The sequence below is a fragment of the Thalassospira profundimaris genome (genome assembly GCF_003326795.1).
GTDB classification, from domain to species: Bacteria; Pseudomonadota; Alphaproteobacteria; order Rhodospirillales; family Thalassospiraceae; genus Thalassospira; species Thalassospira profundimaris_C.
Genome location: NZ_JPWI01000004.1, coordinates 211,308 through 236,360 on the forward strand (window position 1 = coordinate 211,308; position 25,053 = coordinate 236,360).

The window sequence follows — 25,053 nt, forward strand, 5'->3', positions numbered from 1 at the left end:
GCTCATGGCGTTGCACATTTCCCTTGGATGGTCTGGAAAAATTTTCGCGCGGAGCATAGCGAATTGCCCCTGTCACGAAAAGTTAAATATTCCAAACCTGGCCCCGAAGATGCGAAGGTTTTCCTGACTGATCGGTCAGGTTTTCGGCGTGGTCAAGAATTGTGAGGCCGGTTAAACCACATGCATCAGGACGGCGATGATCGGCATGGTGATGATGGCTACAAGTGTGTGAACGGTGATGATGCTGGCCATCATTTGGGCATCGCCGCCCATCAGGCGGGCAAGAACATAGGCGCTGGCAGAACAGGGAAGGGCGGCATAAAGCACTACTGCCGCGCTCTCGATTGTGGGCAATCCCAGGGCAAAACAAAGTCCGGCGGCAATTGCCGGGCTGATCGCAAGCTTGCCGAAGGTCGATATGCCAACCGGAACCCCGGCATTGCGTGCGGCCTTAAGATCAAGCCCGGCGCCGACCGCAAGCAGGCCGATTGGCAGTGCGGCACGCCCAAGAACTTCAAGGAACGGGCCGATCACAGGGGGTAAACCGAGACCTGAAACATTGAAAAGGCTGCCCAAAACGCATGCCACCAGTAACGGGTTTTTGCAAACATCGCGCAACAGCGATAGCAAGCCGGGTGTTCGGTCATTGTCCCCCCAATGGGCGCAGGCCAGAACCGATATGACATTCACGGTCGGAACAACCAGTGCCACACAAAGCGCTGTAACCGTCAGTCCGGATGTTCCAAGAAGGGCGGCTGCAACCGCAAGACCAATATAGGTGTTGGGGCGTATAGCCCCCTGAACCAGCGATGAAAATGCCGCCGGGCTGACCTTTAGAACCGGCTTCAGTATCATGATCAGGACGGTGCAAATCGCAATGGTTCCAAGCATTGCACTGGTGATCCCGACAAGTGGCAGGCTGCCAAGGTCGGCCTTGGCGGTATTGGAAAACAGCAAGGCTGGAAAGGTAACAAAATAGGTCAGTTTCTCTGCGCCCGGCCAGAATGTATCAGGCAGGAATCGCCGTTGGCGAAGCACATAGCCCAGAACGATCAGGGCAAATGTTGGCAAAAGGGCGGACAGAATGGCGATCATTAAAAGACCTGCTGGCTTGATGTGTGCCGGGTGCATTTCGGTTTGAAAGGCCCAGCGCTAGCTTATGTTTTCCGATAAAAATGCAATCGCTGCAAGCGATTGGGCTAGATGACTTTAATTCACCTGCAACCCGGTTGTTCTTTGTTGAGCAATCAGAATGTGATAGTCAGCACATCTATAAGGGTGCCCTCGTTGTAAAGTGCCAGGGCTGCTAAAACAAAAGGGGACGCTATGTCGCGCGCAATCGACCATTTGGTTCTATGTGTGAATGATCTTGATGCGGCGATTGCTGCCTATTCCCTGCTCGGTTTTACCGTGACGCCCCGTGCCATTCATCCGTTCGGGACTGGCAATGCGCTGATCCAGCTTGATGGTATGTATATTGAGCTGCTTGCCGTGGTGGATCCCGGTAAGATTGCCGAAACCGATTTGTCGGCGCCGTTTTCCTTTGCGGTCTATAACCGTGATTATCTGCGCCATCGTCAGGGCATGTCGATGCTGGCACTGCAATCACGCGATGCAGAAAAGGACCGCGAGGATTTCATTGCTGCCGGTGCTGCGGTTCCGCCGGTATTTCACTTTGAACGTGACGCCCGGACTCCAGATGGTGACACGGTGGGCGTGGCATTCTCCTTGGCCTTTGCAAATCATCCGTTGCTGCGCAATGCGGTTACATTTGTTTGCCAGCATCGCCACCCGCCACAGAATTTCTATTTTCCGCAATATCAGTCGCATGCCAATGGTGCAAAGGCGATTGGCAAGGTGATGTTAAGCCATTGGGCGGCGGATGCAGTACGTGATTTCTATGAAGCAATCAGGATCGATCATCTGGTTGAAGCCCTTCACAGCGATGAATTGATTGCAAAATACGGTTTTGATGATCCTGAATTCTCAACAGACGGATTTGCCGGATTTGAGCTGATCGTCGAAGATATCAGCAAGATTGCAGACGCTGCATTGTCCCTTGGGGCGGTTCAGAAGAAGGGGCAACTGATCCTGCCGCCATCGAAGTTCTTTGGACTGATGGTCGTCATCAAATCCAGATAAAAAAAGCTGCCTGAATGAACAGGCAGCTTTTTAAAATCATTAGATGATCAGGACGAGGATATCAGTCTTCGTCGCCGTCAAATTCGTCTTCATCGGGTTCCGCGTTTTCACCCGGATCGGTATGACGGTTAAGGTGATCAAGTGCGCCCTGCAGGATATAGGCAGCTGCCGTTTTATCGACGACTTCCGCACGACGTTTGCGGGTCATGTCGACTTCCTCGATCAGGATACGCTCGACCGCGTTGGTCGAAAGACGTTCGTCCCACATCAGTACCGGCAGGTCGATGTATTTTTCCATCTCGTCGATAAAGGCGTAAACGCGATGGCAGGCCTTGCCGATCGAACCATCCAGTTCGCGCGGGAAGCCAATGACGATGCCACCAACATTCTGCTTGGTAATGATCGACGATAGCTGTGCGATATCGCGGGTAAATTTCTTCCGCGAGATCAGCTCATAAGGTGAAGCGATCTGCAGCCCGACATCTGAAAGGGCCACGCCAATGGTTTTGGTGCCAAGGTCCAGGCCCAAAACGCGCGCTGCTGGTGCTAAAAACCGCAGCAATTCCTGAGTATCATTGCAAATCATGGCGACCTTATAGGCGGGTTGATTGTAAAACACCAGCCGAATTGCCGGTTGAAGGACGCAATTCAGGCATGCCCGATTGTAACGTCATTTGCGGATCGTTGCGGGCATTTTTGACCTTGATGGCGACATTGGATAGCGGTGATTGCAGATGTCGCACCTTTAGGGCGTTTGCGGGCCTTGCGATAGGGGCGGCAGGGTGCTAGTTTCCGCGCTGTAATTCAAGTTCTGGCAGATGAAATGTCTGCCGGGTTTTTTGTCATTCCTTAAGAGAGACTTTCATCCATGTCGTCTTTGGATAAGGAAACAGTTCGCCGCATTGCCTATCTGTCACGTATCAACGTGTCCGAAGAAGGTCTTTCCGAACTGGCGGGAGATTTGACCCGTATCCTCGATTTTGTCGAGGAACTGCAAGAAGTTGATGTCGAGGGTTGCGACCCGCTGACGTCGGTTGCCGATCTCACCCTGCCGCTGCGCAAGGACGAAGTCACCGATGGCAACATCCAGCAAAAAGTGCTGTCGAACGCACCGATGACCGATGCTGGCTGTTTTGTTGTGCCCAAGGTGGTTGAATAATGACTGATCTGACAAATCTGACGCTTGCAGAAGCCCGCGACGGGCTTGCAAAAGGTGATTATACCTCGGTCGAGCTGACCGAAGCACACCTGAAATCGATGGAAGCGCATCGCAATCTGAACGCTTACATCACGGAAACCCCGGAAAAAGCCATCGAGATGGCCAAGGCATCCGATGCCAAGCGCGCCAAGGGCGAAGCTGGCAAAATGGAAGGCCTGCCGATTGCGATCAAGGACCTGTTCTGCACCGAAGGTGTTCAGACCACGGCGGCTTCGCACATCCTCGAAGGTTTTAAACCGGAATATGAATCTACCGTCACGCGCAATCTTTTTGACAACGGTGCGGTCATGCTCGGCAAGGCCAACCTTGACGAGTTTGCCATGGGGTCTTCGAACACGTCGTCCTATTACGGCAATGTGATCAACCCCTGGAAGGGCAAAGACGGCAAGGATCTGGTGCCGGGCGGATCATCTGGTGGTTCGGCGGCAGCTGTGGCTGCCAACATGGCGCTTGCAGCCACCGGTACCGATACCGGTGGTTCGATCCGTCAGCCGGCATCCTATTGCGGCATTGTTGGCCTGAAGCCGACCTATGGTCGTTGCTCGCGCTGGGGCATTGTTGCCTTTGCGAGCTCGCTTGATCAGGCTGGACCGATGACCAAGACCGTTCGTGACGCGGCAATCATGCTGGGTTCGATGGCGGGCCATGATGCCAAGGACAGCACGTCGGCTCCGATGGCGGTTCCTGATTTCGAAGCAGCCCTTACCGGCGACATTCGCGGCATGAAGATCGGTATCCCGAAAGAATACCGTGTCGATGGCATGCCCGAAGAAATCAGCAAGCTTTGGGATGACGGCGTTGCCATGCTGCGTTATGCAGGTGCCGAAGTGGTCGATGTATCGCTTCCGCACACCAAATACGCGCTTGGCACCTATTATATCGTTGCCCCGGCAGAAGCATCGTCGAACCTTGCACGGTATGACGGCCTGCGTTACGGCCAACGTGTCATGGATGAAGGCGACAGCCTTGACGACATGTATATGAAGTCGCGCGCAGCAGGCTTCGGCAAGGAAGTCCAGCGCCGTATCATGATTGGTACCTATGTGCTGTCGGCTGGCTACTATGATGCCTATTACAACAAGGCGCTTAAAGTCCGTCGTCGTATCTATGAAGACTTTGCCAATGCCTTTGGCTCCGTTGATACCATTCTGGCCCCGACGGCCCCGTCGGCTGCCTTTGCAATCGGCGAGAACGAAGGCGATCCGGTCAAGATGTATCTGAATGACGTCTTTACGGTTCCGGCAAGCCTTGCGGGTCTTCCGGGCCTGTCGCTTCCGACCGGCCTGTCGTCCGAAGGACTTCCGCTTGGCCTGCAGCTGATTGGCAAGCCGTTTGATGAAGAAACCGTTCTGCGTGTTGGTGGTGTGCTCGAAAGTGCCGCCAACTTCACCGCAAAACCGTCCGGGCTGGAGGGTTAATCCATGACCTATGTGATTGAAGGTTCGACCGGCCCGTGGGAAATCGTTGTGGGTCTGGAAGTTCACTGTCAGGTGATTTCCGAATCCAAACTGTTTTCCGGTGCCTCGACCAAGTTCGGTAATGATCCGAACACCAATGTCAGCCTCGTTGACGCAGCGATGCCGGGCATGCTGCCGGTTGTGAACGCAGCATGCGTCCGTCAGGCGGTTAAAACCGGTCTGGGCCTTAAGGCCAAGATCAACAAGGAAAGCGTTTTTGCCCGAAAAAACTATTTCTATGCCGATCTGCCGCAGGGCTATCAGATTTCGCAGTTTGACAAGCCGATTGTCGGCGAAGGCACGATCATTCTTGATATGCCCGATGGTTCGACCAAGGCCGTGGGCATCGAACGTCTGCATCTTGAACAGGATGCCGGCAAGTCGATGCATGATCAGGACCCGAAATATTCGCATATCGACCTGAACCGGTCGGGTGTCGCGCTGATGGAAATCGTTTCCATGCCGGATATCCGCACCCCGGAAGAGGCGGGCGCGTACCTCACCAAACTGCGTGCGATTGTACGTTACCTTGGTACCTGTGACGGTAACATGAACGAAGGTTCGATGCGTTGCGATGCCAACGTTTCGGTCCGTCGTCCGGGCGAGCCGTTCGGCACCCGTTGCGAGATCAAGAACGTCAACTCCATCCGCTTTGTGATGCAGGCGATTGAAATCGAAGCAAAACGCCAGGTCGAAGTGATCGAGGGCGGCGGCGAAATCGTTCAGGAAACCCGCCTGTATGATCAGCGTCTGGGTGAAACCCGTTCGATGCGTTCCAAGGAAATGGCACATGATTACCGCTATTTCCCGGATCCGGATTTGCTGCCGCTTGTTTTCGATGATGCATTCATCTCGGAAATCGAAAAAGAGCTGCCGGAACTCCCGGACGAGAAAAAAGCCCGCTTCATGCGTGAAAACGGCCTGTCGGCTTATGATGCCGGTGTGCTCGTTGCTGAAAAGGAAAAGGCTGATTACTACGAAGTCGTTGCCAAGGGCCGTGATGGCAAACTGGCGGCGAACTGGGTGATCACCAACCTGTTTGGCGCACTGAACAAGGCAGAAGTCGGCATTGCAGACAGCCCGGTTTCGGCTGAAAACCTTGGCAAGCTGATCGATCTTATTTCCGATGACACCATTTCTGGCCGTATCGCCAAGGATGTCTTTGAAATCATGATCGAAACCGGCGGTGATCCTGAAAAGATCGTCGAGGAAAAAGGTCTGAAACAGATCACAGATACCGGTGCGATTGAAACGGCAATTGACGAAGTCATTGCTGCGAACCCGGACAAGGTAGAAGAAATCCGTGCGGGCAAAGACAAGATGTTGGGCTGGTTTGTTGGTCAGGTCATGAAATCCACGGGTGGTAAAGCCAACCCGGGCATGGTCAACAAGATGCTTCGCGATAAAATCCTCGGCTGATTGAAGATCGAAAGCAAATAGATGAAGAAGCCCCGCAATTTGCGGGGCTTCTTTTGTTTGGAATGCGAGACAGAAAGGGGAAATATTGCTGACCGTTCGTTTCTTGTGCATAGTACCTGAAATCACAATTTCACGGTGAGTTAATGACTTCTTCTGAAAAGCGTTCTTTCCTTGCACGGGTAAGGGCGGCTTTGCCCGACTTGCATCCGGCGGAGCGCCGTCTGGGTGAGTTTGTTTGTGACTTTCCAGGGGAGCTTGCGAGCTACTCAGCTCAGGAATTGGCACAGCTCGCAAACGTCTCGAAGGCGACGGTTTCTAGGTTCGTGCGGCGTGTTGGCTATGAGAATTACGAAGCGGCCAGGTTGCATGCAAGGATTGAGCGGCGAACAGGCTCAAGACTGTTTCTTGGCGGTCACGGCGAGAATTCGGAAGAAGCATCTCTTGCGTCAAGCATTGCTCAGAACAAGGAAAACCTTGATCGAACGTTTGTTACTATTTCTCAGGTGGAAGTAGATGATGTCGCTTCATCGTTGCTGTCAGCACGCAAAACTTGGGTTTTTGGTTTCCGAGCCAGTCATCCATTCGCCAGTTATTTGCAGTGGCAATTAATACAGGTCATCGAAAACATCGTTGCTCTCCCACGGGGGGGGGAGACGCTAGGAGAGCACCTTGTTAGTGTCAAGCCAGAGGACTGTGTGATCGTCTTCGGATTAAGGCGCCGGATACCCCAGTTGAGCCAGATTATTGATCATTCTGTTCAGACGGGGGCGAAGGTTCTTTACCTCACTGATGAGGGGGAAGACTTCAACAAAAGCGCAACCTGGCATTTTCGTTGTCAGACACAGGCTACCGGGCCCTTGTTCAGTCATGTTTCGGTCATGGCGGTTTGTCACTATCTCTGCATGCGTACTATTGAACTGGCAAAGGCCGATGGCAGAAGCCGGTTGCGTTCTATAGAGACGTTGAACGAAAAGCTTGGCGAACTTTAATTCGCCCAATAAATAGACAGTAAGTTTGTCGTCGCACAAAAAATAATCATACAATTGGTGTTTTTTTTATACAGCACCCTTCCGGAGAGTGCGGATATTGCATGAAAACACAAGAAACTATGGTTTCATGTAAAACTGGCATGAAATTTGTATCGTCATGTTCGAGCTTGGTGGTGCCTGTGCTTTTGCGCAGGTCGTGAACGGGAGGGGGGAATTTCCTTCGTTCACCCATAGTTGTTGGCTCTGTCATGCGGGCAGACGGTGTTCTGACCGCACATTGCGAAGGAAATGGATATGCGTATGTCGAAACACATCTTGATGGTTATTGGCTTGGTAGCCGCGTCAGTCGTGCCTGCTTCCGCTGAGACGCTTTCACTTAAAGTCATGGGGCAACCTGCTGGTTCAGGTCTTATTGCCAACAACAAAGAAAAACCGTTCTTTGAAAACCTTGCCGCTAACACAGGAATTGATGTGGCGGTTGCCTATAGCCCAGTGGACGTAACCGGCATTCCGGACTCAGATGGATTGCGCGTTCTGAAGTCAGGCCTGTTTGATATCGTCTCAATTCGTGGTCCTCAGGTCAGCCGCGACGAACCAAGTGTTCTTGGTCTTGATCTGGTCGGTTTGAATACGACATTTGCGGCTGGCCGCAAGAATACGGACGCATTCAAAAACTATGTCGATGGCAGAATTCAGGAACAATTCAACGCCAAACTGCTTGGTGTTTGGCCAGCTGGACCGCAGGTTATTTTCTGTAAACCGGAAATTACCGGGCTTGATGACCTGAAGGGTCTGAAGGTGCGCGTCGGGGATCAGAGTGCAGCCAACTTTATCGCCGGGCTTGGGGCAACTGGTGTGCCAATGCCGTTTGGTGAAGTTCAGCAGTCGTTGTCTCGTGGTGTTGTTGATTGCGCCATTACCGGACCAGCGTCTGCCAACGCAGCTGGCTGGCCAGAAGCAACGACAACCGTATTGCCGTTGGCCCTTCAGCTTGCCATCAACGGCTATGCCATAAATCTCGATACCTGGAAAAAAATGACCGCGGACGATCAGTCGAAACTTGAAGGCGCTGTAGCGGCGCTTGTCGATGAAATATGGGCTTACTCGGAAGAGCTGTACGATGACTCAATGCGCTGCAATACCGGTGTAGAGCCGTGCGAGCAGGGCAAACCATACAGCCTTAAGGAAGTCCCGGTTCTAGACAGTGATATTGCCGTGGTCGCAAAGGCCGTTGGTGAAAAGTCGCTACCGGTTTGGGCCGAACAATGTAATGCCATGTCACCGAACTGCGAAGCGGAGTGGCGTGCAACAATTGGTAAGAATCTCGGCCTGTAACGCGATATCTCACAAAGGGGAAGTGCGATGAATTTTTATGGAAAGGTTGCCGGAACGGCATTTGGCATCGTGATGATATTTCTGTCGATCACAATTACTGCCGAAACCCTTTTACGGAAATTTTTAGCCTTCTCCCTTGGTGGGGTGGATGAGCTGAGCGGTTATGCAGTTGCGATTTGCGCACCTTTGGCTTTTACAGTGGCCCTGATCCACAACGCCCATATCAGAATCAATATCCTGCAAAATAGATTGCCGGTCGCCGGGCAGGCCATCGTGAATTTGGTAGCGTCCGTGATGATGAGCGTTCTTGCGATTTATCTTGTCTATTTTTCTATTCGCACGGTCATCGATACCGCGACCTATAACTCAATCGCACAAACGCCATGGGCGACGCCCCTGATCTATCCGCAATCTATCTGGGTGTTCTCGATGGCGATGTTTGCCTTGGCTGCGATCGCTCTATCGATCGGGGCGGCAAGATTGCTGCTAAAACGGGATTGGCAGGGGTTGGTTCGTCATTTCGGTCCAGAGACAGTTCAGTCTGAACTTGTTTCAGAGCTCAATGACCTTCAACAACGGATGCAGAGAGAAAAAGTATGAGTATTGTGCTTGTCGGTGTCGGGTTTGCGGCAATGTTGGCCTTGATGTTTCTCAGTATTCCGGTAGCGATCGCCATTGTTATCGTTGGAGCATTGGGCGGATATCTGATGTTTGGTATGCCAATGGTGGAAATCATGGGGGGCGTCGTGTGGGCAAGCCTCAATTCGCCGTCAATGCTGGCAATACCTTTATTCATGCTGCTGGGAGAGCTGCTTCTACGAAGTGGTATTGCTGACAGGATGTTTGAAACGCTTGCGGTTTGGTTTGATAGGTTGCCAGGCGGACTTCTCCATACAAATATTGCGACCTGTACGTTGTTTTCGGCAACTTCCGGATCATCCGTTGCGACTGCGGCGACAGTGGGGTCGATCGCGCTTCCGGCTTTGCATGAACGGAAATACCCGGTGAAACCGTCGCTTGGCACATTGGCGGCAGGTGGCACACTCGGCATTCTGATACCGCCAAGTATCAATCTTCTGGTTTATGGATCTCTTGCCAATACTTCAGTCGGGCAGTTGTTCGCTGCTGGTGTACTGCCGGGACTTCTTTTGGCTAGTCTTTTCTCCTTGTATGTGATTGTTGTTCATCGCAACGCCAATCCCGTTACCCAGAATGAACGTGTTCCATTGCGCGAAAAGCTCAAATCGCTGATCCATTTGATTCCGGCTGTTGTTATTTTTGTGGTTGTGATGGGTAGCATCTATGGGGGACTTGCAACTCCGACTGAATCTGCTGCTCTTGGGGTCGTAATAGCCTTAGGATTTGTTTATTTTAGCGGAAAGCTCGACTGGGAGTTATTTGTTAATTGCTCGCTTCACGCGGCAAAAACGACCGGGATGGTTGTCTTGGTGCTGGCTTGTGCTCTGTTGTTAAATGTGACCATTTCAATGCTTGGTGTGACGCAGGCCGTAACCAATTGGATCGTATCATTTGAGCTTGAGCGCCTTACCTTACTGTTTATTCTTATCTGCTTTTACATCGTTCTCGGGGCATTTCTTGACGCAATGTCCATGCTGGTCCTGACTGTGCCAATTGCACTGCCAATGGTAACGGCGGTCGGCGTCGATCCGATTTGGTTTGGTATATTCATTGTAGTCATGTGCGAGATTGCCCTTATTACGCCGCCTGTTGGCATGAACCTTTTTGTTGTCGAGGGCGTACGTGTAGACAATGGTAGTTTTAGCGACGTAATTTCTGGGACGCTTCCGTTTGTCGCGATCATGATCGGCGTGGCGATCATGTTTGTTGTCTTCCCCGAGTTTGTCATGTGGCTACCAAATATGGTGGCGAACTGATCATGCAGACTAGTTCCATCTCGCCACGACGACGCATTCTTGTCATCAATCCAAATACCAATCCAGAGGTCACAGCGCGCGTTCGGTTGGCAGTAGACGGCAGTGCACGGTTTGACAGTCATATTGAGGTCGTAAATCCCCTTGAAGGGCCGTTTTCGATTGTGACGGCGCAGGACCGAGAGACAGCAAAAGAGCAAGTGCTCGATATCGCAGCCAAGACCATGAGCGATCCGTTTGACGCTTATATCCTGGCGTGCTTCGACGACTTTGCTGTTGATGAAGTAGCTTTTGCGACAGGTCGTGTGACGATTGGTATGTGTGAGGCAGGTATGCTTGCGGCAAGCAGGATTGCGCCGACTTTCTCTATCGTTACGACGGTCAAAAGCGCGGTGCAAGGGATCGTCGAGCTCACTAAGAAATACGAAGTTGATAAAGTTTCGCTCGTCCGAGCTGCAGATATCAGTATCGAAGATGCCGCAGCTTTCGGGCAGACATCGGAATGTCTCGATAAGGCCATACAGAGTGCGATTGACGATGATCACGCGCAGGCAATACTTCTGGGATCCGGGGCGCTGGCCGGGTATGGGGACGAGTTATCTTTCAGGTTCGGTGTGCCTTTTGTGGATGGGGTGTCCGAGGCAGTGAAGCTTGCTGAACAGCGAATAGTTTTATCCAGAAACTACTGACCAGAGTATTGCCGTAATATGGGTATGGCAAAGAAAAGCCGCCTGCATCAATACGATACAGGCGGCTTCGACGTTCGGGTGGGGGACACGAACGTTGCTATGTCGTTTAGTGCGTTTCCGATGCCGGATAGCCAGCATCGGTGATTGCCGCAATCAGTGCATTGACGTCAGGATTTCCGGAAACGGCGACTTCGCCTGCCTCCAGATCAACGGTCGCGCCGTCAACGCCACTGACTTTGGTTGCTGCTGCGGTCACGGCACTTGCACAGTGCCCGCAGCTCATTTTTTCGACCTTCAGTTTCACCATCAGATTTCTCCAGAAGTTTGGTGCCTATGACGCCAGTATGGAGGTTCCAGTAGATGGAAGGTCAAGCAGTTTTATGCAGACAGCAATTTGATAATCTCATCTGCTGTTGCGTCGCTGGAAGCCGGATTTTGGCCGGTGACAAGTTTGCCATCGACCACGGCAAAGGGTGCCCACATTTCACCGCGTTCGTAACTGCCGCCCTGCTTTTTGAATTCATCTTCAATTGACAGGGGTACGACCTTTTCAAGACCGACAGCTTTTTCCTCGTCATTGGTAAAGCCTGTGACACGTTTGCCAGCAACCAGTGGCTTTCCGTCCGCTGTTTTGGCGTTGACCAGTGCCGCAGGCCCATGGCACACGGCTGCAACCGGCTTGTTCTGTGCAGCGAATGCCTCGATCAGGGCAATCGATTTCGCATCAGTGGCAAGGTCCCAAAGCGGTCCGTGCCCGCCTGGATAAAACAGTGCGTCAAAGTCATCTGCGCGCAGCCCATCAAGGGTTACGGTGCTTTCAAACGCCTGTTTGGCCGCGTCATCTTTTTCGAAGCGTTCGGTTGCCTCTGTCAGGGCATCGGGAACCAGGCTGTTGGGGTCAAGTGGCGGTTTCCCGCCCTTTGGGGAAGCCAGGGTAATTGTCGCTCCGGCGTCGATGAAGCGAAAATAGGGGGCAGCCAGTTCTTCAAGCCATATGCCGGTCTTGTGACCGGTGTCGCCCATCTGGTCGTGGGATGTCGTGATCATCAGAATACGCATCAAATCCTCCATGCGTTGAATTCATTTGCCCTGATAGTAACTGGCTGACAAAATTTGCGTTAGAATGAATAATTGAACAGATTGTCAAATTTATTGAGCATATAATATGTCGGCACTTGATGAAGTCAGAGCAATGATGATTTTTGCCCGAGTGGTGGAAGAGGGCGGGTTTTCAGCAGCTGCGCGCAAGATGGGGCTTAGCCGGGCCGCAATATCGCATCAGATCCGTCAGCTCGAAGCCAAGCTGGGCGTGCCATTGTTGCGTCGAAGTACACGAACTTTCAGCATCACCGATGCAGGTGCGCGCTATTATGACAGTTGTCGAACCATTATGCTTGAAGCCGAAGCCGCACGCAAAAGGGTCGAAGAATTGCGTGACGAGCCGGTTGGCAAAATCTCGATAACCTCGTCAGTTCATCTCGGGACGTTACGTATCGTTCCAATCCTGAACCGTTTCCGGCAGCAATATCCCGGCGTGGCAATCGATGTGCATCTGAGTGACGATGTCGTTGATCTGATTGGAATGGGCATTGATATCGGTATTCGGTCAGGGCCGTTGAAAAGTTCCGAACTTAAAAGCTTCAAGCTTTATCAAACGCGTCGCATCGTTGCTGCAAGCCCGGAATATCTTGCGCGGGCGGGGTGTCCGGGCAGTATCGAAGAACTGGCCAACCATGAATGGGTCATGTATAGCCGGATGCCCGAAACGCTTGCGATGATGTGTGACGGATCAGAACAGAAGGTGCGGGTGAACGGGAATGTCCGGGTCGACAATGCGACGGCACGATTGCAGTTCCTGCGCGGTGGGCACGGGCTTGCTGTTGTGCCGTTCTGCGATGTTCAAGATGAAGTAACCAAGGGCGATCTGGTCTGGGTTTTGCCTGATTGCACTCTTCCGGATTTACAGGTTTATGCGGTTTATCCGACAGGCGTGACCCGCAGTGCCAAAGTCCAGTCATTGTTGGAATTCATGCGTCGGGAATTGCGAGATATTGATATTTCGCGGAATGCCAGATGACATCCTTATCACCATATTGATCAATCGCACATGATCGGCTATGTCCCATTGACGACTTTCGGGGGGATCCATGGCCAATCTGTTTTTTTACTATTCGTCAATGAATGCGGGCAAGTCGACCACACTGCTTCAGGCAAGCTTCAACTACCGTGAACGCGGCATGGAAACCCTTTTGCTGACTGTGGCATTTGACAACCGTTTCGGTGAAGGCAAAATTGCATCGCGTATCGGCCTTGAAGCCCCGGCATTGCTGTTTGATGCTGACACGGATATGTGCGAATTGATCTTTGCTCAGATGGAAAAGGGCAAGGTCGACTGTGTTCTGATCGATGAAGCCCAATTCCTGAGCAAAAAACAGGTCTGGCAACTTTCCGATATTGCCGACAAGCACAATGTTCCGGTGCTGTGTTATGGCATTCGAACTGATTTCCAGGGCGAGCTTTTCGAAGGTTCAAAATGGCTTCTGGCCTGGGCGGACAAGCTCAATGAACTCAAGACCATTTGTCATTGTGGCCGCAAAGCCGGCATGGTGCTGCGTGTTGATGAAAACGGTGATCCCGTTCGTGAAGGGGCGCAGGTCGAAATCGGTGGCAATGACCGCTATGTGCCGGTCTGCCGTCGCCATTTCAAGGATGCAATGGAAAGCTGAATTCCGACTGGTTTGACGGATTACTCAGTTGGCCAATAGCGGCGCTATTTCCGGTGCAAGCAGGCTATAGGCAACAAGCCACATCACGGTGCATGTGAGCCCGTCGACGATCTTCCAGGTGATCGGGCGTGCGACATAAGGGGCAAGCCAGGCGGCACCCAGGGCAATGGCAAAAAACCAGACAAAGCTCGCACTCATGGCACCCAGGGCAAATCCAATGCGCTCATCTGCCGGAAACTGGCCGCCAATGCCTCCAAGCATCACAACCGTATCAAGGTAGACATGCGGGTTTAAAAGCGTCACTGCGAGGGTCGCAGACAGAACTGCTTTCCAGCCTTTTTTCGCCTGCGCATCCTCAGACAGGGTTTCTGTTTCAAACAGGCGCTTTAGCGCACCAAACCCGTACCAGATCAGGAATCCACCACCACCCCAGGCAGCGATTTTGGTCAGGATGGGGTAGGCGGCAATCAGCGTTCCAAGCCCTGCGACGCCCGCCGCAATCAGTATCGCGTCGCAAAGCGCACAGACCAGTGCCACCAGAACAGGATGGTGGCGGCGCAACCCCTGTCCAAGGACAAAGGCATTTTGCGCGCCAATCGCGATGATCAATCCACCGCCAAGGCCAAATCCGGTCACAAAGGTCAAAAGCATTCTGGCAATCCGTTGATGAGTGATGCGCCAGTGATAGCAATTTATTGAAATAAGAAAATCGAATTATGATAAAGTACCATTAGAAAAAATAATGGTAGAGATATGCTTGATTATAAACTTCTTGAAGCAAGCGCAGAGGTCATTCGTCACGGCAGCTTTGAAAAGGCGGCGCGTGAGCTTGGATTGACGCAATCTGCGATATCCCAGCGTGTAAAACTGCTTGAAGAACGTTTGGGGCAACCGGTCATTATTCGCGCCAAACCGATTGCGGCGACGGCTGCGGGGCAAAGGTTACTTCAACATTATCAAAGTGTTCGCCTGCTCGAGCAGGAACTGCTTGATGAATTGCCTGACATTCAAAGTGATGGCGGCTATGGGCAAATTGCGCTGGCCGTCAATGCAGACAGCCTGGCGACCTGGTTTGTCGATGTGCCAAAACATCTGTTTGAACAACTTGGCCTGCTTGTTCATCTGGCGGTCGGGGATGAATCGCTTAATCACACAGCCCTGCAGGACGGAACGGTGTTAGGCGCGGTCAGCATGCGTTCAACGCCCATTCAGGGGTGTCGCGTCCGACCGCTTGGCTTGATGCGATATGTTATGGTTGTCTCGCCTGACTTTAATCAGCGTTATTTTCCAAACGGGGTCACTGCCGAAGCCCTGCGGGCATGCCCTGCGGTGAATTTTTCCGAACATGACGAGCTGCAAAACCAGTTTCTAAAACAGTATTTCGGTCTTAATCCGGGGGAGTTCCCGGCCCACATGGTGCCGAGTTCACAGGGTTTCGTCACGGTGGCCGAGCAGGGCATTGCCTATGCCGTCGTTGAACAGCATCAGGCCGAAGATGCGCTTCGGGCCGGACGACTGATCCGGCCGTGTCCGCATGAAATTGATCGGCCGCTTTATTGGCATCACAAAACCATCCAAAGTAAACTGCTTGATCAGGTAAATGAGATCGTGCTGTCGCAAGCGCGCCGTTTTTTGCCCAAAATTGCGCTGTAACAACGGCATGTCTGATGTCTTTTGGGCGTCGGAGGCACATCGGCTGCGGCCACAGGTTTCACGATGCGATTTGACTTGAAGTCGAAAGTGTCGCTTACTTTGATGGACGAGCCAATTTTGATAACGGTTTGTTTCAACAGGAAAACCATGTCGCGTCGATTGATTGCGTGTGAGCATTGCGACTATCTCCATGTCGAGGAAGATATCCCGGCAGGAAGCGTTGCCTGTTGTGCACGATGCGGATCGCCGCTTTATTCCTCAGAACAGACCCGGTTCGACAAACCGCTTGCCTTTGCGCTGACAGCGCTGCTGCTTTTTGTCATCGCCAATATTTATCCTGTGCTGACCTTCGGGATGGAAGGGCGGGTTGAAACCAATACGCTGGCAAGCGGTGTTTTGACCTTCTGGGATGAAGGTTTTCCGTTTCTGGCGTTCATGGTGGCTGTGACCTCAATTCTTGCGCCGTTGCTTCTGATCGTTGCTCATATCTACGTCCTGGTGCCGATCTGGCTTGATACCAGCTGGCCGGGAATGCAAAAGGTCTGGCGGGTTCTTGCTGTTGTGCGGCCCTGGTCGATGCTTGATGTGTTCCTGATCGGTTTGTTGGTGGCATTGACCAAACTTACCGATTTTGCACAGGTGATTGCTGGACCTGCCTTTGTCGCAATCTGCTGTTTGATCCCGACTGTTCTATTGATGAATGTTTCACTTGATGGTCGGGCAGTATGGCGGCGGATTGCCCCCAAATCGTTGCGTTATCCTGATCAGGATGATCTTAAACCCGTCCATGAAGAAGGCGGTGTCGAAGCACGGCATCACGGACTTCTCAGCTGCCATACCTGTGCGATGGTGGTTATTGAAGACCCGTCGGGCCATACAAAATGCCCGCGTTGCGGCGATGCGGTTCATCAGCGCAAGGCACGTAGTTTGTCTCGGGCCTGGGCGTTGTTATTAACGGCCATTATCCTTTATGTGCCAGCCAATGTGTTTCCGATCATGAAAGTGACTTACCTTGGCAAGTCAGAGGCCGACACAATTCTATCAGGCGTCGCAGCACTGACAGCAGCCGGGGAATGGCCCATCGCAATTGTCGTCTTTACCGCCAGCATTCTGGTGCCGATTGTAAAGATCGTTTTGCTGGGATGGGTGTATCTTGCAACATATCTTGGGCTTTCCGGGCCGCTTAGGGAACGCACGATGATTTACCGGATCACCGAACTTGTTGGACGATGGTCGATGGTTGACGTCTTCATGGTTTCGATTTTGGCTGCATTGGTCAAACTTGGAAACATCGCATCCGTTCACCCCGGATTTGGTGCCGTTGCCTTTTGCGGGGTGGTGATCCTGACCATGGTATCGGCGATGGCCTTTGATCCGCGCCTGATCTGGGATCGCGCAGGCATGCGAACATCCGTGATATCGTTCGGCTCCGACCGCGCTGAAAAACAGGGGACACCGTCATGATTGACGAAAATTCATCTTCATCAGACCCGCGAGCGGCATCGCCCGAGGTCAAAAAAGGATGGGGACGCTTTTCCATTGTCTGGTTGGTGCCATTGGCAGCTTTGATCGTTGGAGGATGGTTATTGTGGCGCGATGTCGTCTCAAAAGGTCCGGAAATCACGGTGACCTTTGAAACCGCAGAGGGGATCGCAGCCGGCAAGACCGCGGTACGTTATCGCGATGTCGATGTGGGGCAGGTGACATCAATCAATCTTGACGACCAACTTGAACACGTGCGCCTGACCATTCGTATGAACGCGGATTTTGCCGAATATCTTACGGACAAGACACGGTTCTGGGTTGTGCGTCCGCGTGTTAGTGCGCGCGGTATTACCGGGTTGGAAACAATTGTATCGGGGGCCTATATCGAAGTGGTTCCAGACGCGTCTGGTGAACGCGCCCGCGCCTTCGAAGGGGAAGAAGAACCGCAATACATTCCCAATAACAAAGACGGAACCCGGTTTGTTCTGAAGGCGGATGAGCTTGGGTCGCTGACGACCGGAACGCCCGTTCTGCTGCGTGGTGTTGAAGTCGGTGAAGTGCTTGAGACCAAGCTTGATGAAGATGCGACGGGGGTATCGGTCCCGGTCTTTATTCGAGAACCGTTTGATGCGCTGGTCAAGCGTAACACACGATTTTGGGATTCCAGTGGTATCGCCCTTGATCTGAATGCAGACGGACTGTCGGTCCGTGCCCAGTCGGTACGGTCGGTTCTTGCGGGCGGCATCAATTTTTATACGCCAGATGACAGCGTAAATGACGAAAGGGCCGAGGCCGACACGATATTCCTTCTGCATGGCAGCCTGGAAAAAGCCGAGTTGCTGGCACAGGGACACAGTCTGAAATATATCCTGTATTTCGACACATCGGTGCGCGGGCTGTCGCGTGGGGCACCTGTGGAATTCAACGGCATTCGTGTGGGCACGGTCGAAAGTGTTGATCTTGAATATGTGATCAATCAGAACATCTTCCGTGTTCCGGTTGTCGTCACAATCGAGCCAGAGCGGGTCCGTCTTGTGGGCGGTAATCTTGATGAGAACGATCCCCAAGCGACAATTGATACACTGGTTGAGAATGGCCTTCGGGCGCGCCTTAAGACCGGAAGCTTCATCACCGGACAACTGTTTGTTGATCTTTCAATGAACCCGGTTACGCCTGCAAGGTATCTGGGTGACGGGAATGGGCAATATCGCGAATTGCCGACCTTGCCACAGAAGCTTGATGAAATTGCCAATTCGCTGAGCAGCCTACTTGAAAAGGTTGAGACTTTCCCGATTGAGGAAATCGGGATCAGGTTGCTGGGTACGGTAGAGGGTATGGAAAATATCGTTACATCGCCCGCGCTGAGTGATGCAATGACGAACCTTAAACAGGCCGCTGCGGGTGTTAGCAGTCTGGTCAATAATCTTGATACCACTGTTCTGCCCGCGACCCAGACCGCACTTGATACGGCCCGCGAAGCCTTGGGCGGGGTGCGTGATATCACCGCACCGACGTCGCCGCTGCGCTATAATCTTGAACAGGCGCTTAAGGAGCTGAGTGCAACTGCACGGTCCTTGCGTGATCTGACTGAATTCCTGGAACAGAACCCGAGTGCCCTGATCCTTGGGAAAAGTGGCCCGAAGGAGGATGAATGATGCGACAGGTAATCCGAATGCAGTTTCGTAAATGCGCCTTGCTTTTGCTTGCGCCGATCCTTGTTGCCTGTGCATCCCAGTCCGGTACGGATCGCTATTATCTGTTGTCGCCGATGGGGCAGCAGATGGCGTCGCCATCTGCGCAGGCGCCTGTTATAGGGGTGGGGCCGGTTTCAATCCCCAGCCATCTTGACCGGTCGGTCATCGTGACCCGTAGCAGCGCCAATCGGCTTGAAGTCAATGCAGGTCATCGCTGGGCCGAACCGCTTGATGAAAACATTACCCGTGTTCTGATGGATAATCTTGACCGAACAGGGAAGGTGGCCCGTCTTGAAATTTTCCCATGGACGTCGCGGGATGGCGTGGAACGGCAAATCGTTCTTGATATCGACCGTTTCGAACGTCAGGCGGATGGAAACGTTATACTGGTTGCGCGCTGGAAACTGGTGGATTTCAAGAACGGGGAAATTATTCAGTCGGCAAAATACAGCAAGATCAGCAAACCTGTGGATTCAACAATTGAGAATACAGTGGTTGCAATGAGTACGCTTTTGTCTGACATGACGACGGAAATTGCATCCCATATCCCTTAGTTCCCCTGTGACGTTGTGTTGTACGTCGCGGATTTATTTTGGAAGTGCGATACTCCCTTTTGCCGCTCTGTAATACTGTTGCGTTAAGGTCCTGATGTGCAATGAAATCTGGGAATATTGTAAAAGTTCTTGATCAACCTATTGTTTTCACATCCGCAATAGCCTTATAAAGAAGATATAAATATAAAAAAGTGGGACACGCGCCTGACTGCATACCGGCAAGCATATGCCGCCCAAACAGGAAGTTAGGGAGCCAGAGCGCGTCATGTCGGATACGACATTTGAAGTATTGGTTCAGCGAGGGGATCGCTGGATCATCCATTCGACATTCGATGTCGAAAAAGAAGCGGTTTCTGAAGCTGAAAAGGTTCTGAAAACCAAGGTATCTGCCGTACGCGTTGTCCGTAACTGGGAACGCGGCGACGGTCGTCATATTGAAAAGGTTCTTCTGGAAAAAGAAGGGGCTGGCGATAGCGAAGAAGAAGACGTTCGCGTTTCTTCTATCGATGAGGCGCCCCTGTGCGAGACCGATAACGACCTTTTGCAGAAGGAAAGCCGCGCGACCATCAACCGGTTGCTGCGCAAGTATTTCGAACAGGAAATTCTGACTCCTTGCGAGGTAATGTATAATTACCAGAACCTCCGCAAGTTGATGTTTCATGACACCTTGATGCCAACAGCCGTCGACAAGGTTGCGGGTCTGCACGCCAAGGCGACGGATGGCGACCATATCGAGGCGATGAATAATCTTCATGGTGCGATCGAGCAATTGTCTGCGCGCGCCCGTGAAGTTGAAAAGGTTGATCTTCCTGCATTCGAAGACGCGACGATATCGGAAGTTCGTGACGAAATCCGCCGCCTTAATCTTGCCGAAGATACCGATTTCCTGACCATGGTTGCCCTGACGCGTGTGTTGTCCTCAACACGAAACTGGGTGGGCAAGCTGGATCTCGCGCTCAAGGTCAAGGGCGATGAAAAGGACGAAGCCGCTCGCAAGATGCTTGATGATGTGATCGCAGATATTCTGGGATCACCGGTGGCGCTCAAAGACCTTTTGGGCAGCTCGCGCAGTTTTGGCGAGGCTGTGACCTTGCACATTGATCTTGCTCTTGGTCGGGCAAAGGGTAACCGCGGGGCAGCTGACGATATTCTCGAACTGTTGAATCCTCTCTTTGGTTCAGGACTTCTCACGACCAGTCAGGAAACGATGTTTGACTACATCGTTCGCGAACTGCGCAGCGCAAATAGTCTGACACGTCATGAAGGTGACCCGGATCCGCTGGTTGGCATTCTTGATCGCCTGATTACCGAACAGGGCGTGATTTATGGCACGCCAATGGTCGAAGCCATCGCCGAGCGTGGCGCACGGTTGCGCAATGTTGGCGGCCCGCGCGCTCTGATCGAGGGTGTTGAAGAAATCAACGGACGCCTCATTCCGAACTATCGCAAACTGACATGGCTTATTGCCGTTGCCAATAGCGGCATTGTGGAAGATTTCGGAGATGAGCTGTTGGTCATGATGCTCGACGCCGTCAAGGATATGCGGGCGTTGCGTGCATTCTGTGATCCTGAATCCAAACCGCGCGACAAGATGGCCACGGTCAAGCATATGAATGACATGCTTAGCACCAGCAATTTGCCGGACGACCAGAAATCGCAGATTGGTGAAAAGCTTGATGACGGGCTGGCCGAATATCTTGTGCGTGAAAAGGTTATCGAGCGTATTGATAATCCGTCGCTGCATCTGCGCAAGCGCGCCTACATGCTTGTCCAGTTCTGTTCAAGCGGCGTTCTGATCGAAGGCAAGTCGGCAGCCATGGCCCGAAAAAGGGTGGTGGGATATCTCAAGCAGCCGAACTTTACCGACAAGCTGGTGGATGACATCAGTGATATGACAGCCAAGGAAGGCACGATCCGCGATTTTTATGCCTTGTTGCAACGAAGCGGTTTCTAGCAACCATTCGATGATATTTTCGTTCTGAGTTCAAAAACACCCCACGAAAGCCATTTGGCAAAATTCGTGGGGTGTTTGTCATTGTTGCCAAATTTCTTTTGCGGCATTCTTGGCTATGTACCAAGGAGATGCCCGATGTCCGAAACTGATACCCGCCAGCGACTGGTCGTTTGTCACGCTTATGAGCGTGTCATGAGCCTTGATGTCGTCGGACCGCTTCAGGTGTTTGGTTCAGCAAATGACGAATTGGTCAGAACCGGACGCAGCGCATCCTACGCGGTGCAGGTGGCGGCTGACCAGCCGGGACCAGTCAGGACTTCATGCGGTGTGCAGCTATATGCTGACTGTGCTTGGCGAACGCTTGATCTGACACAGGTCGATACGTTGTTTGTGCCAGGTGGAGACGGTGTTGCGAGGTTTTTCAAGGATCAGGAGTTCCTTGACTGGCTAAGGCACGCAGAGCAAACCATACCGCGGCTTGGATCGGTTTGCTCCGGTGCTTTGATCCTTGCTGAGGCAGGCGTTCTTGACGGGCGTATGGCCACGACCCACTGGTCGCGCTGTGACCAAATGATGCGGGATTATCCCTCTATCCATATGATGGGGGATCGCCTCCATAGCTATGATCCGACCGGACTTGATGGTGACCCGCATGTTTTTACCTCTGCAGGGGTGACGGCGGGCATAGATCTTGCCCTGGCAATTGTCGAAGCCGATCATGGCCGGTCACTGGCATTGTCTGTTGCGCGACGTCTTGTGATGTTTCTTAAACGTCCGGGGGGGCAGGCGCAATTTAGCGCCTACCTGACCCCTGAAGGCGGGGTAACAACGCGCTTGGCAGGGTTGCTGGAATGGTTGCCGGCTAACCTTGCTGCGGATCTGTCACTTGAAGTACTTGCTGATCGTGCGGGCATGACGCCACGGACATTTTCGCGGGTTTTTTCGCGGGATCTGGGAATGAGCCCGGCGCGCTATGTTGAACGCATCAGGGTCGAGGCCGCTCGCGCATTGCTTCAGGACGAAACGATCAGTATTTCGCGCGTGGCGGATCTATGCGGGTTCCGTCATCCCGAAACGCTAAGGCGGGCTTTCCAGCGTCATCTTTCGGTAAGTCCACAGGAATATGCCGAACGGTTTGCCAGAAAATCAGCTGTCGCAGCAGTTTGACGGCTTTTACCGCGACCTGACGAAACACATCATCACAATCTGATTTTTCGGAGTTGGCAACATGTTGTTACTGACCAATGGATCATTGCGTCTTCTGTTTATCGCCCAGGCTCTTTACTGGTCCTGTTCACTGATCGGAATTACCCTGACATCCCTTGTCGGGGCCTCCATGGCCCCGGTTGTCGAGCTTGCAACACTGCCGCTCGGGCTTTTGATGCTGGGTAATCTGCTTTCAGTGCATCCTCTTTCAATGCTGATGCAGCGTTACGGGCGGCGGGCCGGATTGTGCCTGGGGGCGGTCTGTGGTGTTGCAGGCGGGTTACTTCTGGCCGCAGGTATTTATATTGATGAATTCTGGGTGGTTGCAATTGCGCCGGTTTTAATCGGGACCTATCAGGCATCGGCGATGTATTACCGCTATGCGGCACTGGAAACGGTTGAGGCAGGTCTGAAAGGCCGCGCAGCGGCTCTTGTGGTCGGGGGCGGGGTGCTGGCTGCCATTATCGCCCCGGAGATTGCGTCGACTAGTCGTGACTTCCTTCCGGTTCCGTTTGCTGGTGCCTATATTGCCCTGGCCGGAATGGCCGCGATCGGCGCAGTCCTGATGGCGATATTGCCAGATGGAGGCGTTCCCGCCCGTACCGGTTCGAGCCGGGCGGTTATGGCAGAACTTCTGCGCCGCCCGATTATCCGTGGTGCCATCGCAGTCAGTGCCGCTGGACACGGGATCATGATCCTGGTGATGACAGCAACGCCGCTTGCCATGAAATATTGCGGGTTTGATATTGATGTTTCGTCAAATGTGATTCGCTGGCACCTGATCGGGATGTTTCTGCCAGCCTTTTTGGCTGGCCCGATGATTGACCGGTTTGGTCCGCGCCGTGTGGCCTCACTTGGCGCGCTGATGCTGGGGGTGAGTGTCGGCTTCGCGGTTACGGGGATATCTGTCTCGGCGTTTTTGATCAGTTCGTTCCTGTTGGGGGTCGGTTGGAACATGATGTTGCTTGCCGGGACAAGCATGCTGGGCGAGGGACATGATGCAACGGAGCGTGGCCATGCGCAAAGCCTTATGGAACTTGGCAATAGTGTCACCGCGACAGTCGCATCGCTCGCAAGTGGCGCCCTGATCGCAGGTGCCGGATGGAATCCGGTCAATTACGGCGTGATCCCGGTTCTGGGATTTGCCATGATTCTGATGTGGCGCGGGGCCGTTGCAAGGCGTGCAGTCCTTCAAACACAGGCTTGAAGATAAAAGGAACCGCCGGTCAGGACGACCGGCGGTGAAGTTGCGGGGCAAACGGGGAGTTTCGCCCCGGCGCGACTGAAATACTCAATCGTAAAACCGGGAATGAACGCCAAGGCCGACGTCATTCATGCAATAAAAAACCGGCCATCAGGCCGGTTGGGATTCAAACGATGCGGCGTTGCCCGCAACAAATTCCTTGATCTTCTGCAGGACAAACTCGCGTGAGCTGTTTTCACGGGTCCGGAACAACACTTCGCGATCCTGAATGACCAGTCCCATATAGACCGGGTCATTATGACCTTCCTTGATCATTTTCAGGGCGCGGAGGGTATGACCGAGATCATCGGTGCTTTGATAGATGGTGCGCATCTTTCTCCAACCAGCTTTTGTGTCGGGTGACAATGTTAAACCAATCGACCAAGGCTTTATGACAGCTGTTTTTTTCTAACCGATGACAGCTTTATGATGGTTTAAAGACAGTTTTGCCGTTCAACCGCAAAACCTCATGACAAGGGCGGTCAAAAAGCTGCTGGTTTTATTTGATGGGCCTGTTAAAAAGAAAACGTCATTGACGCTGGTTTCGGGCATTGACATGGGCCGAGACGGTGTTTAAGAAAGGCGTCGTTCCGCAGGGAACACCAAAGACATAAAGGGCAAATGGCCGAGTGGCTGAAGGCGCTCCCCTGCTAAGGGAGTATAGGGTGACAAGCCCTATCGAGGGTTCGAATCCCTCTTTGCCCGCCATTGATTAAAGCACCCCAAAAGGGTGCTTTTTTCTTTGCCCTGATGGCAGAAAATCCACATTGAAATCGTTGTATCGTTAACCGGAGCTCGCATTTCGGTTCGAAGTTCATATCTATGAACGAATGCATTGTCACAACGATTGAGGACGAGATGTCTGAAAAAACCAATTTTTCCAGATTTGCCATGACGATGTCGGTTGCCCTGTGCGCAACAGTGGCGTCTGTTTCTGTGGTGCAGGCGCATACCATCAAGACACCTCATAGCCATGATCTTGTCGAAGTTGCACAGGGTGGCGGTATTTTTTCCGACGAGGAGCGCCGTATCATCAGTGACGTCCTTGATATCGCGACGGGCAATGTCGATGACGACAAGGGGCGCGAAAAAGGTTCTAAAGGCGGTAAGGGCGACAAAGGGAAGGGTAACAAAGACCTTCCACCCGGCATTGCCATGAAGCTTGAGCGTGGGGGTACCTTGCCTCCGGGGCTTGCCAAGCGCGATCTGCCGTCCGATTTGCGTTCAAAACTGCCGCGACGCACCGATGGCGCCATCCGTCAGATCGTTGGCGATGACATTGTCCTGATCGAGAAGGGAACTGACGTCATTCTTGATGTGATCCGCGGCGTTGCCCGCAACCAGTAACGTAAATGACGGGATTGATCATAAAAAAACGCGGCGAATGACATCGCCG

At 52.7% G+C, this 25,053-nt stretch carries 25 protein-coding genes and 1 tRNA gene; 20 read left to right on the top strand and 6 right to left on the bottom strand.

The features are described from left to right. Positions 1–171: 171 nt before the first annotated feature. Positions 172–1,095: an AEC family transporter gene (locus tag TH30_RS08805; protein ID WP_114097791.1), complete on the bottom strand. Its 924-nt coding sequence runs from the start codon at positions 1,093–1,095 to the stop codon at positions 172–174. A gap of 231 nt (positions 1,096–1,326) precedes the next feature. Between TH30_RS08805 and TH30_RS08810 the strand changes: the two genes are divergently transcribed. After that, the gene (locus TH30_RS08810) at positions 1,327–2,142 is read left to right on the top strand and encodes a VOC family protein (protein WP_114097696.1); all 816 of its coding nucleotides are present in this window, start codon (positions 1,327–1,329) and stop codon (positions 2,140–2,142) included. A gap of 61 nt (positions 2,143–2,203) precedes the next feature. On the opposite strand, the gene ruvX is transcribed toward TH30_RS08810, so the two are convergent. Further along, positions 2,204–2,728 carry a Holliday junction resolvase RuvX gene (gene ruvX, locus TH30_RS08815; protein WP_114097792.1) on the bottom strand — a complete coding sequence of 175 codons (525 nt, stop codon included), beginning with the start codon at positions 2,726–2,728 and terminating at the stop codon, positions 2,204–2,206. Between the two features lie 282 nt (positions 2,729–3,010). On the opposite strand from ruvX, the gene gatC reads away from it, so the two are divergent. From gatC to TH30_RS08855, 8 genes are all read left to right on the top strand, one after another. Continuing rightward, the gene (gene gatC, locus TH30_RS08820; protein WP_114097697.1) at positions 3,011–3,301 is read left to right on the top strand and encodes an Asp-tRNA(Asn)/Glu-tRNA(Gln) amidotransferase subunit GatC; all 291 of its coding nucleotides are present in this window, start codon (positions 3,011–3,013) and stop codon (positions 3,299–3,301) included. Further along, entirely contained in the window at positions 3,301–4,779 is a 1,479-nt protein-coding gene (gene gatA, locus TH30_RS08825; protein ID WP_114097698.1) for an Asp-tRNA(Asn)/Glu-tRNA(Gln) amidotransferase subunit GatA, read from the top strand. The genes gatC and gatA overlap by 1 nt, the downstream gene beginning before the upstream one ends. Before the next feature lie 3 nt (positions 4,780–4,782). Then, positions 4,783–6,237 (top strand): Asp-tRNA(Asn)/Glu-tRNA(Gln) amidotransferase subunit GatB, encoded by a 1,455-nt coding sequence (gene gatB, locus TH30_RS08830; protein WP_114097699.1) that lies wholly within the window; start codon positions 4,783–4,785, stop codon positions 6,235–6,237. A 143-nt stretch (positions 6,238–6,380) separates the two neighbouring features. Beyond that, complete coding sequence (locus TH30_RS08835; RefSeq protein ID WP_114097700.1) at positions 6,381–7,226, top strand: MurR/RpiR family transcriptional regulator; 846 nt, start codon at positions 6,381–6,383, stop codon at positions 7,224–7,226. A gap of 300 nt (positions 7,227–7,526) precedes the next feature. Further along, a complete protein-coding gene (locus TH30_RS08840) occupies positions 7,527–8,561 on the top strand; it encodes a TRAP transporter substrate-binding protein (RefSeq protein WP_114097793.1) in 1,035 nt (344 codons plus the stop codon). A gap of 27 nt (positions 8,562–8,588) precedes the next feature. Beyond that, entirely contained in the window at positions 8,589–9,161 is a 573-nt protein-coding gene (locus TH30_RS08845; RefSeq protein ID WP_114097701.1) for a TRAP transporter small permease subunit, read from the top strand. Continuing rightward, the gene (locus TH30_RS08850) at positions 9,158–10,456 is read left to right on the top strand and encodes a TRAP transporter large permease (RefSeq protein ID WP_114097702.1); all 1,299 of its coding nucleotides are present in this window, start codon (positions 9,158–9,160) and stop codon (positions 10,454–10,456) included. The genes TH30_RS08845 and TH30_RS08850 overlap by 4 nt, the downstream gene beginning before the upstream one ends. After that, positions 10,429–11,142 (top strand): aspartate/glutamate racemase family protein, encoded by a 714-nt coding sequence (locus TH30_RS08855; RefSeq protein WP_147251950.1) that lies wholly within the window; start codon positions 10,429–10,431, stop codon positions 11,140–11,142. The genes TH30_RS08850 and TH30_RS08855 overlap by 28 nt, the downstream gene beginning before the upstream one ends. A 106-nt stretch (positions 11,143–11,248) precedes the next feature. Here the strand turns inward: TH30_RS08855 and TH30_RS08860 are convergent, their stop codons facing one another. Both TH30_RS08860 and TH30_RS08865 read right to left on the bottom strand, forming a co-directional pair. Further along, a complete protein-coding gene (locus TH30_RS08860) occupies positions 11,249–11,449 on the bottom strand; it encodes a heavy-metal-associated domain-containing protein (protein ID WP_114097704.1) in 201 nt (66 codons plus the stop codon). Between the two features lie 71 nt (positions 11,450–11,520). After that, positions 11,521–12,201, bottom strand: coding sequence for a type 1 glutamine amidotransferase domain-containing protein (locus TH30_RS08865; RefSeq protein WP_114097794.1), 681 nt, complete (start codon positions 12,199–12,201; stop codon positions 11,521–11,523). 106 nt (positions 12,202–12,307) lie between these two features. Here TH30_RS08865 and TH30_RS08870 point away from each other — a divergent pair, with 106 nt between their 5' ends. Continuing rightward, positions 12,308–13,219 (top strand): LysR family transcriptional regulator, encoded by a 912-nt coding sequence (locus tag TH30_RS08870; protein WP_114097705.1) that lies wholly within the window; start codon positions 12,308–12,310, stop codon positions 13,217–13,219. A gap of 70 nt (positions 13,220–13,289) precedes the next feature. Next, complete coding sequence (locus tag TH30_RS08875; protein ID WP_114097706.1) at positions 13,290–13,868, top strand: thymidine kinase; 579 nt, start codon at positions 13,290–13,292, stop codon at positions 13,866–13,868. 24 nt (positions 13,869–13,892) lie between these two features. Here the strand turns inward: TH30_RS08875 and TH30_RS08880 are convergent, their stop codons facing one another. After that, positions 13,893–14,519, bottom strand: coding sequence for a LysE/ArgO family amino acid transporter (locus tag TH30_RS08880; protein WP_114097707.1), 627 nt, complete (start codon positions 14,517–14,519; stop codon positions 13,893–13,895). 102 nt (positions 14,520–14,621) lie between these two features. Here TH30_RS08880 and TH30_RS08885 point away from each other — a divergent pair, with 102 nt between their 5' ends. The 7 genes from TH30_RS08885 to TH30_RS08915 all read left to right on the top strand — a co-directional run bounded on the left by TH30_RS08885 (position 14,622) and on the right by TH30_RS08915 (position 23,621). Next, complete coding sequence (locus tag TH30_RS08885) at positions 14,622–15,521, top strand: LysR family transcriptional regulator ArgP (protein WP_114097708.1); 900 nt, start codon at positions 14,622–14,624, stop codon at positions 15,519–15,521. A gap of 147 nt (positions 15,522–15,668) precedes the next feature. Then, entirely contained in the window at positions 15,669–16,985 is a 1,317-nt protein-coding gene (locus TH30_RS08890; RefSeq protein ID WP_114097709.1) for a paraquat-inducible protein A, read from the top strand. Then, positions 16,982–18,661 carry a PqiB family protein gene (locus tag TH30_RS08895; RefSeq protein ID WP_114097710.1) on the top strand — a complete coding sequence of 560 codons (1,680 nt, stop codon included), beginning with the start codon at positions 16,982–16,984 and terminating at the stop codon, positions 18,659–18,661. Before TH30_RS08890 ends, TH30_RS08895 begins: the two co-directional genes overlap by 4 nt. Then, complete coding sequence (locus TH30_RS08900) at positions 18,658–19,254, top strand: PqiC family protein (protein WP_114097711.1); 597 nt, start codon at positions 18,658–18,660, stop codon at positions 19,252–19,254. Before TH30_RS08895 ends, TH30_RS08900 begins: the two co-directional genes overlap by 4 nt. Before the next feature lie 265 nt (positions 19,255–19,519). After that, positions 19,520–21,208: a hypothetical protein gene (locus TH30_RS08905; protein WP_114097712.1), complete on the top strand. Its 1,689-nt coding sequence runs from the start codon at positions 19,520–19,522 to the stop codon at positions 21,206–21,208. Between the two features lie 135 nt (positions 21,209–21,343). Then, positions 21,344–22,375 (top strand): GlxA family transcriptional regulator, encoded by a 1,032-nt coding sequence (locus TH30_RS08910; RefSeq protein ID WP_114097713.1) that lies wholly within the window; start codon positions 21,344–21,346, stop codon positions 22,373–22,375. Positions 22,376–22,436: 61 nt separating this feature from the next. Next, the gene (locus TH30_RS08915) at positions 22,437–23,621 is read left to right on the top strand and encodes an MFS transporter (protein WP_114097714.1); all 1,185 of its coding nucleotides are present in this window, start codon (positions 22,437–22,439) and stop codon (positions 23,619–23,621) included. A 147-nt stretch (positions 23,622–23,768) separates the two neighbouring features. On the opposite strand, the gene TH30_RS08920 is transcribed toward TH30_RS08915, so the two are convergent. Further along, entirely contained in the window at positions 23,769–23,990 is a 222-nt protein-coding gene (locus TH30_RS08920) for a hypothetical protein (protein WP_114097715.1), read from the bottom strand. 282 nt (positions 23,991–24,272) lie between these two features. Between TH30_RS08920 and TH30_RS08925 the strand changes: the two genes are divergently transcribed. After that, positions 24,273–24,365 (top strand) — tRNA-Ser (locus TH30_RS08925). 114 nt (positions 24,366–24,479) lie between these two features. Next, positions 24,480–25,004, top strand: coding sequence for a hypothetical protein (locus TH30_RS08930; RefSeq protein ID WP_258548659.1), 525 nt, complete (start codon positions 24,480–24,482; stop codon positions 25,002–25,004). The last annotated feature ends 49 nt before the right edge of the window (positions 25,005–25,053 follow it).